General features: G+C 40.8%; 10 protein-coding genes and 1 tRNA gene. 3 read left to right on the forward strand and 8 right to left on the reverse strand.

Annotated elements, in window-relative coordinates; translation table 11 throughout:
* Nucleotides 1-3 precede the first annotated feature (3 nt).
* From FO440_RS20995 to FO440_RS21010, 4 genes are all read right to left on the reverse strand, one after another.
* Nucleotides 4-2,226 carry a cytochrome P450 gene (locus FO440_RS20995; RefSeq protein ID WP_144250277.1) on the reverse strand — a complete coding sequence of 741 codons (2,223 nt, stop codon included), beginning with the start codon at nt 2,224-2,226 and terminating at the stop codon, nt 4-6.
* Between the two features lie 68 nt (nt 2,227-2,294).
* The gene (gene idi, locus FO440_RS21000; RefSeq protein WP_144250278.1) at nt 2,295-2,813 is read right to left on the reverse strand and encodes an isopentenyl-diphosphate Delta-isomerase; all 519 of its coding nucleotides are present in this window, start codon (nt 2,811-2,813) and stop codon (nt 2,295-2,297) included.
* A gap of 134 nt (nt 2,814-2,947) precedes the next feature.
* Nucleotides 2,948-3,997 (reverse strand): acyltransferase family protein, encoded by a 1,050-nt coding sequence (locus tag FO440_RS21005; protein ID WP_144250279.1) that lies wholly within the window; start codon nt 3,995-3,997, stop codon nt 2,948-2,950.
* A gap of 193 nt (nt 3,998-4,190) precedes the next feature.
* Nucleotides 4,191-4,264: transfer RNA gene (locus FO440_RS21010), tRNA-His, on the reverse strand.
* 118 nt (nt 4,265-4,382) lie between these two features.
* Here FO440_RS21010 and FO440_RS21015 point away from each other — a divergent pair.
* Nucleotides 4,383-6,473, forward strand: coding sequence for a heavy metal translocating P-type ATPase (locus tag FO440_RS21015; RefSeq protein ID WP_246104291.1), 2,091 nt, complete (start codon nt 4,383-4,385; stop codon nt 6,471-6,473).
* A 58-nt stretch (nt 6,474-6,531) separates the two neighbouring features.
* The gene (rnhA, locus tag FO440_RS21020; protein WP_144250281.1) at nt 6,532-7,002 is read left to right on the forward strand and encodes a ribonuclease HI; all 471 of its coding nucleotides are present in this window, start codon (nt 6,532-6,534) and stop codon (nt 7,000-7,002) included.
* A 100-nt stretch (nt 7,003-7,102) separates the two neighbouring features.
* Here the strand turns inward: rnhA and FO440_RS21025 are convergent, their stop codons facing one another.
* The gene (locus FO440_RS21025; RefSeq protein WP_144250282.1) at nt 7,103-7,624 is read right to left on the reverse strand and encodes a metallophosphoesterase family protein; all 522 of its coding nucleotides are present in this window, start codon (nt 7,622-7,624) and stop codon (nt 7,103-7,105) included.
* Nucleotides 7,625-7,652: 28 nt separating this feature from the next.
* Entirely contained in the window at nt 7,653-8,354 is a 702-nt protein-coding gene (locus FO440_RS21030) for a tRNA1(Val) (adenine(37)-N6)-methyltransferase (protein WP_144250283.1), read from the reverse strand.
* 99 nt (nt 8,355-8,453) lie between these two features.
* On the opposite strand from FO440_RS21030, the gene FO440_RS21035 reads away from it, so the two are divergent.
* Nucleotides 8,454-10,814: a PDZ domain-containing protein gene (locus FO440_RS21035; protein ID WP_144250284.1), complete on the forward strand. Its 2,361-nt coding sequence runs from the start codon at nt 8,454-8,456 to the stop codon at nt 10,812-10,814.
* 35 nt (nt 10,815-10,849) lie between these two features.
* On the opposite strand, the gene gloA2 is transcribed toward FO440_RS21035, so the two are convergent.
* Both gloA2 and purL read right to left on the reverse strand, forming a co-directional pair.
* On the reverse strand, nt 10,850-11,239 hold the full coding sequence (gene gloA2 / locus FO440_RS21040) for an SMU1112c/YaeR family gloxylase I-like metalloprotein (RefSeq protein ID WP_144250285.1): 390 nt from the start codon (nt 11,237-11,239) through the stop codon (nt 10,850-10,852).
* Nucleotides 11,239-13,461 carry a phosphoribosylformylglycinamidine synthase subunit PurL gene (purL, locus tag FO440_RS21045; protein ID WP_144250286.1) on the reverse strand — a complete coding sequence of 741 codons (2,223 nt, stop codon included), beginning with the start codon at nt 13,459-13,461 and terminating at the stop codon, nt 11,239-11,241. Before purL ends, gloA2 begins: the two co-directional genes overlap by 1 nt.
* Nucleotides 13,462-13,546: the final 85 nt, after the last annotated feature.

Genomic DNA, 13,546 nt, shown 5'->3' on the forward strand with positions numbered 1-13,546 from the left:
TTATTAATGTTTAATTTTTTTAAATGAAAGTGATGTAAATCCTTGTAATGCCCAGTCATGCCTGTGTTGCGGCACCCCCATTTTGAAGGTACGAAGCTCAGGTAAATATTTAAGCGCAACTTTTAATACGGCATTGGCTTCTTCGCGCGCTACACCCATGCCTATACACTGATGTATTCCTGTACCAAAAGCCAGGTGTCTTTTAGCCGGACGGTTCAATATAATTTTATTTGGTTCCACAAAATCCGCCGGATCTGTCATCGCGCTCTGTAAATGCAGTGCTATGGTTGAATTCGGAGGTAAAACCTGACCTGCTACTTCAACCTCCTGGGTAGTTAATCGTGAAATTACAGATACAGAGGTATGAAGCCGCAGACATTCATCAACGAACTTAATGATCAATTTATCGTCGCTTTGTAGCTGTTCTGCAACATGCTCATCAGCTAAAAGATTCATCATAGCAGCACTGATCAACGCGCTTGTTGTAGCCATGCCACCGGTCCAGATAATTTTCAATATGCTAACGGCATCGGCAAAAGGAAATTGATCGTCTTTTACCATCTCCCGTAATTTACCCCATAAACTATCTTCCCTTGACAGTTTACATTGCATAAATTCATTACTGAAATACTCTGCCAGTTTTTGCCAGTAAGCTATATCATTATAATCTTTACCGGTATGCTTTATCATATTGTAGGCATCGTCAGACGACATCCCGAAAAAATTGCAAAGTGCAAGTAAAGTTATCGGGTCTGAAAAATCACCTACAAAATCAAAACTCTCTTTTTGTAACAGATCTTTCAATAGTTTTTCAGCAGTGACCGATGTATACTTACCCACTTCAGTAATAACCGCCGGAGAAAAAAATGGCTGTAACAACATCCTGATTTTGCGGTGCTGTTCCGGCTCGGCACCCAATAGAATAGGATCATATTCTTTATGGAATGAACTCGAAAATATTTCCTGGCGTTTTAAGATATGTTCAACGTTATCATAAGTAAGCAATAACCATGATCGATGCTGATGAAGGTAATGAAGCGGGCCTTTTTTACGCAAATACTCATAAGCGCCATTTGTGCTAGTACGTAATAAATTGGCATTTTGCTTATATTGTTCAAACAAAATATTTTCGTCTGTCTCAGCCAGCAATGAATAATCAAACTTAAATTTCTTTAAGCTTTTTATAGTTTCATTAATATGGCCTACCTCATCAGTTCCTTCCTGGAATGTTTTAAACAGCGTTACCGCTGAACCGTTTGTAGCCATAGTTAATTGTCGTCCGGACATGGCCGGTGGACCTACCTGCAAAAACACATTGTAACCATCATTAATAACCTCCCTTAATGCAGATCCAAACAACACCGGCGAACAAGCCAATTCATACCAATATTCAGCATCAACTACGGTGTTTTTATGAATTAACCTTCCAACCGTCATCGAATAATAGTCACACTTTAATGGCTTTGGCTCAATGTCTTTGGCAAAATCTTTTATTACCTGGTGCGCCCTGGCCAAAGATGTATGGTAAGGCGGATACAATTTATCATTTAATTGTTTGAACGGCAACCCTCTCTCATCGATAAAAGCATGCAGTTTATCAACATCCCGGATGTGACTGGTGATAAGTACCGCACCCGGGTTATCTTCATAAACTATTTCTGCCCATACAGGGCAATCTTCACAAAACTGTAAGGCCTGTTCATAACCCAGATCCAAATAGAAAAAAGCATACTCGGACGAGTGCTTTTCATACAGGGACATGTAACTTACAGCCATTTTCAAAGCTTCTTCCTGCGTAAGTAAACCCGATGCAAACCCTGCACCCAATTCTCCTAAACTTACGCCAACAACCGCATTGGGGTTTATACCATTTTTATGATATAATTTTACAGTTGCTATATGAATAGCTGTAATGCAGCTATACTTTAATTCGTCAACAAAATAATTTTCGTTAAGAGGTTGTTCAAAATAAGACAGTATTTCAACCCCGCCATATTGCACCAACAGATCGTTGCACTCTCGGATGTCGGTGGCAAAATCATTATCTTTATTATAAAGATCCCTCGCTAGTTCAAGCCAACCTTCTACCCTTCCCCCGAAAATATACATGAGCTTTGGCTTTTGCCGGATCAGTCTTTTGGCAATACCTTTTTTGGTACGGTAAACAATAATCCTACCTATCCAATAAATGCTTCTTAAAGATTTATAAACAAAAGTATTCTTCATATGGAATATTAGTATTTGCCAACCCCGCCGAAACTTTATTTAACAAACGAGAAGGCAATTATTGGCCATTATCTATTTATTATCTCCCTAAGTTTTGGGAAAGCAATTTTAAACCATTCGGTATACAAGTCTGGCTTTTGTGTTATCTCCTGTTCTATTTCATCAAGACTTTTATAGCTATAAGCTTTTACTTCTGCAGCATCAGGATTTACAACGCTATCATATTCGCCTATGAATACATGATCATATTCATATTCTGTTAAACCGTTATCCAACCCGGCCTGGTAAATAAAACTGAAAACTTCACTTATGTTGGTAGTAAAGCCCATTTCTTCGTTCAACCTTTTCTTTGCTGATTCAACAATATCTTCGCCTGGTGCCGGGTGGCTGCAACAAGTGTTAGTCCATAGGCCGCTGCTGTGGTATTTTTCATCAGCACGTTGCTGCAGCAGCATTTCGCCTTTACTGTTAAATATGAATATGCTAAATGCACGATGAAGATTTGGGCTAAGGTGCGCCTCCTGTTTCTCCATTACCCCTATTTCATTATCCAGTTCGTCAACTAAAATAACCTCCTTAAACGCCATACCAGATCATAAGTTTTTGTAAGCCCAATATACAACACTTATTGCAGACAATGTTAATTTGAACTTTAAATTAAAAGAATTAAGTAAGGGTACTGTTGGTTTCGGGCTTTTTAAAATAACAGATAAGTAACTGATTAATTACCAATAAGCTTTTTTGCCGGCGTTTTATTAATGAACAAAACAATACTGAGCGTACCTATATAAGCAATTAAGAAAGCCGCTAATTTAAATACGATAAGTTGTGATGGATTTAAGCCAGGTTCGTTAAAATGCCCTAACAATTTTGGCACCAAAAATATCACCAATATAAAGTGGATGAGGTAGATACCAAAAGTAGTTTGCCTGGGTTTAAGGTAACTAACCCATTTAAAAGTTTTTAATTTAAGCAGCAAGGTAAATACAGCTAATGAGTATAAAATATTGCTAAATCGTAAACTGTTGAAGGGATCGACACTATGACCATTCAATTGTACCGACTCATAAATGGCTAAACCAAATGCCACGAATACAAACAGACTAACCATAAAATAAGAAGTATTTGCGATAACCCCTTCAATATAATCCAGGTTTTTGCGCAATTGCGCGCCCAACAATAAAAAGAACACAAAACCTAATATCGCTGTTGTATGCCGGGGCGATACCCATTCATAGTGGATGTTGACCGAATAGAATAAGGTAAAGGCACCTAATATAGCTCCAAGATAAAATGAATAAAGGTATCGCCTGAAGATCAACAATATGCTTATACTGATCAGGAAGTTAATGATGAACCAATAATTGCTATACAGGTAAATCTCCCGTGTAATGTTCAATATTTTAGGAACATCAAAATAATGATCGCCAATACGCATCCTGATTATAACCAATGCCACAAACAGCAATGACCAAAATATCCACGGCCCAAAAGTGGTTGAAACACGACGGCGAAGATATTGAGCAGGCGAATAATCAGCAAACTTCTCTCCCATTAAAAATCCGGCCAGCAAAAAGAAGGTAATCGTGCCAAACTTGGTCAATTGCACCACAGCCAAGTATACCCAATATTTATCCGATCCGAAAGCGTAAGTGTGATTACCGGCTGTAACACAATGCTCGGCAACAATACTCATCATAGCAATACTGCGTATGGAATCAATAAAATCGTAGTTTTTTTTAGGCTTAGGCTGATCAGGCAAATTTTGCATGTGTGATAAGGCAACCGGTTAGGTTGCCATTAATAGTAAAATATTAGGTGTAATTAAACAATACAAGATATGAGTTATAATTGATATACAAATCTATAAAATCGACGATTCGCTAAATATTTTGAAAGTAAACGTGTCGGAGATATCTGTAAACGAAAAAAAAGCAGGCTTTTGAACCTGCTTTTTTGTTTTGGGTAAGTAATCGGGCTCGAACCGACGACCCTCGGTACCACAAACCGATGCTCTAACCAACTGAGCTATACCTACCGTGTTGGGAGTGCAAATGTATAAAAATGAACGCACATGTCAAGCTAAAATTTAAAATTACAATTTGCTTACGCTAATATTTAGAATGGCTCTAAATAATAAGGTAGCTTTGTGTACTATGGCAGAGCAATTAGTAGAATTAAACGTAACAGGGATGCACTGTAACAACTGCGCCCTATCTATACATAAATTGTTGGAGAAGAAAGGCTTAAACAACATTCTTGTTGATTTTGCCGGCGAAGAGGTTAAATTTTCAAACAACAGCACCGTACAATTGCCCGAAATTATAAAAGGCATTGAGCAGTTAGGTTTTAAAGTTGTTGACGACCCTGCGCTGCACGTACCTAAGTTTTATGAGCAAGTTGAGAACAAATTTGTCTTCTGCGCTATCTTCACCGCTCCCCTTTTAATGCACATGGTATTACCGTGGCACGCGCTGCACATGCCCATGGTACAGTTGCTATTATGCCTGCCAGTTTTTATTGTTGGTTGCCTGCACTTTGGCAAAAGCGCCTTCCATTCGATTAAGGGCGGTGTGCCCAATATGGATGTATTAATCTTTATCGGTTCAACATCGGCGTTTATTTATAGTTTAGTTGGTACTATCCAAAATCTTGGCGAGCAATACCAGTTTTATGAAACCTGTGCCACTATTATTACTTTGGTGCTGTTGGGTAACGTTTTTGAGAAACGTTCGGTAAATCAAACTACATCGGCCGTTAAGGATTTAGTTAAATTTCAACAGGTAAACGCTAACCGCATTATTGATGGCACAGTTGAAGTTATTAACTCCCGCGATGTTCGCCCTGGAGATATCCTGATCGTTAATCATGGTGATAAAGTACCTGTGGACGGTGATATTCTTGAAGGAACCGCCGCTGTCAATGAAGCCATGCTAACCGGAGAGAGCACGCCGGTTGATAAGGTGAAGTATGACAAAGTTATTGGCGGCACAATAGTTCAAAGCGGTAACTTCCGGATGATAGCAACCAAGGTTGGCTCTAATACGGTACTATCGCAAATTATCGAACTCATGAAGAAAGCGCAGGCTGCTAAACCACCGGTACAGAAACTGGGTGACAAGGTTGCTTCCATATTTGTGCCGGCAGTTATACTAATTGCTGCAATAACCTTCACAGCCACTTATTTTTTAAGCGATGCCGGTTTACAAAAATCGCTCATGAACGCAATTGCGGTGTTGGTAATCTCCTGCCCTTGCGCTATGGGTTTAGCTACGCCAACTGCAGTAATGGTAGGCTTAGGCCGTGCCGCAAAAAATGGCATCCTGATAAAAGGTGGCGATACCATTGAAGCCGTAGCTAGTACCAAATTTGTGGTATTTGATAAAACAGGAACGCTAACCACCGGCAAGTTCAGTATTAATGATATTAAGGTTGAAGATGGTGTTGACCTGGAGCATATCCGCGGGATCATTACAGCGATTGAAGAACGCTCAAACCACCCTATTGCTAAATCGCTGGTTGACGGATTAAAAGGTTTACCGCAAACTAAACTGATATTAAAATCGGCCACCGAGGAAAAAGGGTTGGGCATGCGTGCCGAGGATGTAAATGGCAATACTTATTTCCTGGGAACCGGCAAAACTGCAAATGAAGACGATTTTAACTTATCGCTATATAAAAACCAGGTATTGTTGGCGCAGATAGCCATTGATGACACGATAAAGCCGGAAGCTGCGACTTTGATAGCCCAGTTAAAAAACATGGGTATAATACCTGTATTATTAAGCGGTGACCGGAAAAACAGATGCCTTAAGGTAGCCAAAACTTTAGGAATTACAGAAGTACATGGAGATACGCTACCTGACGAAAAACTATCAGTAATTGATATTTACAAACAAAAAGGTAAAACCGTAATGATCGGCGATGGTATAAATGATGCCCCTGCCCTTACAAAAGCCGATGTGGGCGTATCAATGAATGATGCCAGCCAGGTTGCCATACAATCTGCCCGGGTAATTTTATTGAATACCGATCTCAACTCGGTTGTTAAATTCCTGCAGATCAGCAAGCATACGTTATTAACCATCAAACAAAACTTGTTCTGGGCTTTTGCCTATAACGTAATAGCCATCCCGGTAGCCGCGTTAGGCTTTTTAAACCCAATGGTTGGCGCGCTTACTATGGCTTTTTCTGACGTTGTGGTAATTGGCAATTCGCTAAGGTTAAAACGCAAGCGCCTCGATTAATTTTCATATTTTTGACCGCAGGCTATGGACTATCGACCATGGTCTATGGACTAACAATATGATCGAAATTTACACAGACGGTGCATCAAGTGGCAACCCGGGCCCAGGTGGATATGGAGTGATCCTGCGTTCAGGACAGCATTATAAAGAACTGTCTGAAGGTTTCCGCAAAACCACCAATAACCGCATGGAATTGCTGGCTGTAATTAAAGGCCTTGAAGCCATTAACAAGCCTAACCAGGATATCACCATTTTTTCTGACTCAAAATACGTGATAGACGCTATTGAAAAGCGCTGGGTTTATGGCTGGCTGCAAAAGGGCTTTAAGGATAAAAAGAACAAAGATCTTTGGCTGCGCTATTTAGATATCAGCAAAATACACAACATTAAGTTTACCTGGGTACGCGGCCATAATGGGCACCATGAAAACGAGCGCTGCGACGAACTGGCAGTAGCTGCCGGCAAACAAAAAAATCTATTGATCGACTCTGTTTTTGAGATGGAAGCAGCTAAGACCAATATGTTTTAATAAACAAAAGGAAATGGCTGTCACTCTGAGGCACTCGAAGAGTGAGCGTGGGCCTCTGCCTCTATACTTCGAGAGTTTCCGTTTTGACACACTTGATTGTTTAACCCTCCATCGTCTTCGATGGTGATTTATTAGCACCCAACTCTATCACCTGCAAATCCTGGATCTTATTTCCATCGATGTTAAAACGCATCAGTGTGCGTACTTTTTGCCAGCCCTGCTTACCGGCAGCACCCGGATTAAGATGCAGGCAATTGATCTTTTTATCATAGATCCCTTTTAAAATATGCGAGTGTCCCGAGATAAATAATTGTGGCGGATTAGCATAGATCTCATTCCTAATCCGTAAGTCATACCTATCCGGGTAGCCGCCTATATGCGTCATCCACACATCAACATCCTCACACTTAAAGCGCAGGTTTTCAGGATAGATTTGCCTTATTTCCTTGTCGTCGATATTACCATAAACCCCGCGTAACGGTTTAAAAGCGGCAAGCTTATCAACCAGTTCTATATTCCCAAAATCGCCGGCATGCCATACCTCATCGCAGTTTTCAAAATGTTTGAATACGGCGTCGTCAAGATAGCTGTGGGTGTCTGATATAAGGCCTATTTTTGTCATTTCGGATTTCGGATGTTCAATTTCGAATTTAAAAGATCGTAAAAAATGGTTTTAGTGTATCGATGTATTGCTGCGAATATATCTTAGGCTTATCATAGATAACAAACCAATTATCCAATTCTTTTTTAGTGCCACGGTCAAATATTAATATTTCACGGTGAGGTTCAGAATCCGGATAGGATAACACATTGATTGCCTGCCTCAGATTCAAACCAATTTCAACAGCTATAACTTTCACTAATTGAGCAGTTTGTAAAGGCAGTATCAACCAAAACTTACCGGTATCGGTCAGGTGATCAGCCGCCTGTTTAACTAAATTTTCAAAGAAGTCAGCATCAGCATGTTTGGCTAATGTTTTCTTCGCACCCGGTGACTCTAATGAGTTAATATAAAACGGCGGATTAGATACGATCAGATCACATTTCTTATCCTGCTGTTTAAAATAACTTTCAAAATCTATGGGGTATAAGTTAAGCCGGTCAGCAAAATTTGAATTTGCAAAATTCTGTTTGGCGGTACTGGCCGCTGTTTTATCTATCTCTACCGCGTCAATATCAGCCTGTGGAAATCTTTGTGCCAGCATTAACGCGATAACGCCTGTACCGGTGCCAATATCTAATATCGTTTTGGGGTTATCTGAGTACGCTAAAGCGCCAAGCAATACGCCGTCGGTATTGATCTTCATGGCGCAACCGGTCTGGTCTACGTTAAATTGCTTGAAGCTAAACATTAGGCTAATCTATGTAAATTAGTTAAGTTTGGATAAACCAATAATGCATATCCCAACCTATTTGCGGCAACAGTCGACACATAATATTTAACAAGAAAAATGAAGGTAACTATAAAAACCATTTGCCTTTTACTATCCATTGTACTGACTGTTAGTTACTGTAGCGCAGCAGATATTTATGTTTCACCTCATGGCAACGACCATAATCCGGGTACTAAAGCAAAACCATTTCTTACTATAAAAAGAGCGCAACAACAAGTGCGGAAAATCAAAAGTGCAACAACTGTATACTTACGGGCAGGCATATATTATTTAAACGAACCCGTAGAATTTTCCTCAAGAGATTCAAGGGAAAAAAATGCAACAGTTACCTACCAGCCCTACCAGCGCGAAAAAGTAATTATAAGCGGTGCAATATCTTTAAAACTTCAATGGCATGATTATAAAGATGGCATTAAACAAGCCCATGTTAGCCAGGATATTGTGTTTGATGAATTGTTTGTTAACGGCCGTTTGCAGCACATGGCCCGGTATCCAAATTATGATCCTGCAATCGCTCATTATGGCGGCTTTGCCGCAGATGCTATCAGTACCGAAAGAGTTAATAAATGGCATGATCCCTCCGGTGGATATGTCCATGCTTTACATGAAAGCGAATGGGGTGGTTTTAGCTACCTCATAAAAGGTAAAGATGATAAAGGCAATTTATCTCTGGAAGGGGGTTATCAAAATAACCGCCCTGCAGCAATGCATAGAGAATTTAGATACGTTGAAAATATTTTTGAAGAGCTGGATACCATTGGCGAATGGTATTATAACAAAGCTACACATACCTTATATTTTTATCCTCCCAAAAACATCAACCTTAATAAAGCTACCATAGAGGTTCCGCAGCTTGAAACCCTTTTCGAATTTAAGGGCACAGAACAACTCCCGGTAAAAAACATCATTCTTGAAGGACTTGAATTTACGCAAACGCTGCGTACGTTCATGAAAACCAATGAGCCGTTGTTACGCAGCGATTGGATGATCTATCGCCGGGGTGCTTTAACTATGGAGGGTGCTGAACATTGTTCGGTTAAAAATTGCTTCTTTAATGCTGTCGGCGGCAATGCCATAGTGTGCTCTGATTATAACCGCCATAATGAAATTTCGGGATGCCATATTGCTGATATTGGCAGCAGCGCTGTTGTTTTTGTGGGTGACCCAAAAGCGGTGCGTTCTGCCTTGTTCAGGTATGGGCAGTTTAATGATCCGAATGCCATCGACCAAACTCCGGGCCCAAAAACCAGTAATTATCCTGCCGATTGTTTGGTTTATAATAACCTGATAGAAAATATTGGCTGTGTTGAAAAACAGGTAGCAGGCGTAGAAATTTCAATGGCTATGAATATTACTATCAGCCATAACACCATTGATAAAACACCAAGGGCGGGCATTAACGTAAGCGAAGGAACATGGGGAGGACATATTATTGAATACAATGATGTGTTTAATACGGTTTTAGAAACTGGCGACCATGGCTCATTTAATTCATGGGGACGGGATAGATTTTGGTACCCCGACCGTAAAATGATGGACAGCATCAATTTGGCTCATCCTGGGATGGCTTTGCTGGATGTTATTAAACCTATCATCATCAGGAACAATCGCTTCAGGTGCGATCATGGCTGGGATATTGATCTGGATGATGGCTCAAGTAATTATGAAATATATAATAATGTTTGCCTTAACGGCGGCCTGAAACTAAGAGAGGGCTTTCATCGTACTGTTTATAATAACGTTATCATTAATAACTCTTTCCACCCCCATGTTTGGTTTAAAAATAGCGCTGATGTATTTACACGAAATATCATCATGACCGATTATTTCCCGATAGGCATAAATTACTGGGGCAAAGAAGTCGACTATAATCTATTCCCTGATTCTGTATCGCTAAATCATGCCAAAGAAAGAGGCACAGATCAGCATTCTGTAAATGGCTCTCCGGGTTTTATCGATCCTTCAAAAGCAGATTACCGTGTTAGGCCAGAGTCGGCAGTCTTAAAAATCGGTTTTAAAAACTTCCCGATGGATCAATTCGGCGTAGTTTCTGCCAATTTAAAAATGATTGCTCATCATGTTGTGATACCGGCATTACATTACAGATCGACAGACAGTAACGAACCTGCTCATGAATTTATGGGAGCAAAAGTAAAAAACCTAAATACACTTGGCGAACGATCGGCTACCGGCATGGCCACAGAAACCGGTGTTATTGTACTGCAGGTTGATTCAAAAAGTAATTTGCATGGATACGTTTTTCCTAATGATGTGATAATATCATTTCAGGGAATACCGGTTGCTAATATTAATGATCTGCTTAAAGCTAAAGATAATATTAGATCAGGTGCAGAAATAAATATGGAGGTGTTCAGGAACCAGATATCCAGAAAAATAAAATTCAAATTGAAGGATTGAAGTAGTGTCTATCCTTAATAATAGAAAGAAACCTTTTATTTCTCGTAAAACTCAATAGGCAAGCCATCCGGGTCGGCAAAAAAGGTAAACTTTTTGCCTGTAAACTCATCTATGCGGATAGGTTCAACAAAAATGCCATCTGCTGTAATTAAAGCTACGGCTTCATCAATATTGTCAACCTCGAAAGCCAAATGACGTAACCCGGCTGCTTCAGGGCGCGATGGTCTTTGCCCAGGTTCAGGAAAAGAAAAAAGCTCGATCTGGTACACGTTGTTCACGTCCAGATCAAGCTTGTATGATTTTCGCTCGGCGCGGTAAACTTCGCGCACTATTTTAAAACCGAGTATCTGCGTATAAAAATGTTTTGACCTTTCGTAATCAGAACAAATAATAGCAATATGATGTACCCGGTTAATCTTTAACATTATTCTCCTAATATAGCGTGTAATACATTGTCATAAACCAATTTGATATCGGTAATATGGCCAAAGGATTCATCGTCGATGCTTAAGCCACCATTGGTAACTGTACCCAATAGGCTAAATTCAACTTCGCTGGTAGCCATCAGTTCAATAAAGCGTTCCTGGTCGGCCGGGGCAACACTTACTGCTACCCTGCCCTGTGCTTCGCCAAACAAGAAAGCATCTTTACGGATATTACTGTCTGATGTTATTTCAAAGCCCAAGCCATTTGACATGGCCGATTCTACCAGTGTAATAAATAATCCGCCATCTGCCACATCATGTGCCGACTGGATCATTTTATGTTTGATCAGTTCTTTGATCACCTGGTGCATATCGTATTCTTTTTCAATATCAAAATACGGCGCAGGTGCAGCCAATATTTTATGCCATGAAGCAAGGTATTGCGATGAAGCGATATCATTTACCGACTCGCCGATCAAATAAACTAGGTCGTCGGGCTGTTTAAAGTCTGATGTCATGATGTTTGATACATCATCCATCACACCCAGCATACCAATAGTCGGCGTAGGGAATACCGGGCCATCATCTGTAGACTGGTTATAAAAACTTACGTTACCGCCGGTAACAGGTGTTTCAAACTTTGTGCCCGCTTCTCCCATTCCTTTAATAGCGCCAACAAACTGCCAATAAACTTCTGGCTTGTATGGATTACCAAAATTTAAGCAGTTGGTTATTGCAACAGGCTCTCCACCGGCGCAGGTAATATTACGTGCAGCCTCGGCAACAGCAATGGCCGTACCTTTCTGCGGATCGGCATATACGTAGCGCGAATTACAGTCTGTAGTAATTACAATAGCTTTATTGGTGCCAATAACATTTACTACCGCCGCGTCGCTTGGACGGTTGGTAGTCATGGTAGCTACACCTACCATTGAGTCATATTGATCAGTAACCCAACGTTTAGACGCGATATTTGGATGCGATATTAAATGCTCGGCCACGTCTAATAAATTAGACGGCTCTTCAACATCCTCAATTTTAAATTTCTGATTTTCTGCAAAGTAAGCAGGCTCTTTGTACTCGCGCTGGTAAACAGGTGCGCCGCCGCCTAATACCAGATCATCAGCAGGCACATCGGCCACTAATTTGCCGCCTGCATAGTATTCAAGGCGTTTGGTGTCAGTAACCTCGCCGATAATGGCGCAGTTAAGGTCCCATTTATCAAAAACAGCTTCTACTTCTTTTTCACGGCCTTTGTGTACCACGATCAGCATCCGTTCCTGCGATTCAGATAACAGAATCTCGAAAGGCTTCATGTTTTCCTGGCGGGTTGGTACCGCGTCAAGGTTGATACGCATACCGTGCTCGCCTTTGGCAGACATCTCTGAGTTTGAGCAGATAATACCTGCCGCGCCCATATCCTGCATACCTACAACGGCACCGGTTTTTATAACTTCTAAAGTAGCTTCTAATAATAGTTTCTCCTGGAACGGATCACCTACCTGTACGGCAGGAAGATCATTTACAGAATCTTCCGTAATATCTTTTGATGCAAATGCCGCGCCGTGAATACCGTCCTTACCGGTTGCCGACCCCACGATATAAACGGGGTTGCCTACACCATATGATGTTGCCGATACAGTTTCGCCGGCCTTAACAATACCGGCAGAGAACGCGTTAACCAAAGGGTTAATATTATAACAATCGTCAAAAAACAACTCGCCGCCAACAGTTGGTATACCAAAGGCATTACCATAATGGCTGATACCTTTAACAACACCTTTAATCAACCACTTGGTTTTATCAAGATTGATATTACCGAAGCGCAAAGAGTTTAACTGAGCGATAGGCCTGGCACCCATGGTGAAAATATCACGGTTGATACCGCCTACACCTGTTGCAGCACCTTGGTACGGCTCTAATGCCGATGGGTGGTTATGCGATTCTATTTTAAAAGCGCAACCAATGCCATCACCTAGATCAACCAGGCCGGCGTTTTCTTCGCCTGCCTTAGCCAGCATGCGGGGACCGTCTTTGGGTAAGGTTTTTAACCAGGTAATTGAGTTTTTATAAGAGCAATGCTCGCTCCACATTACCGAGAATATGGAAAGCTCGGTAAAGTTGGGCACACGGCCTAATATTTCAATAATGCGTTCGTATTCGGTGGGTAATAAGCCTAAATCTTTAGCTGTTTCAACGGTGGTAAGTTCCTGGGTTTCCAATGTTGTATATTTATTTGAAAGGATGGGCAAAAGTAAGGAAAAAAGCCCAAAGGTAAAAGGCTTTTGATTGAAGAGGCGAAAGGTA

The sequence above is a fragment of the Mucilaginibacter corticis genome (assembly GCF_007558865.1).
GTDB classification, from domain to species: domain Bacteria; phylum Bacteroidota; class Bacteroidia; order Sphingobacteriales; family Sphingobacteriaceae; genus Mucilaginibacter; species Mucilaginibacter corticis.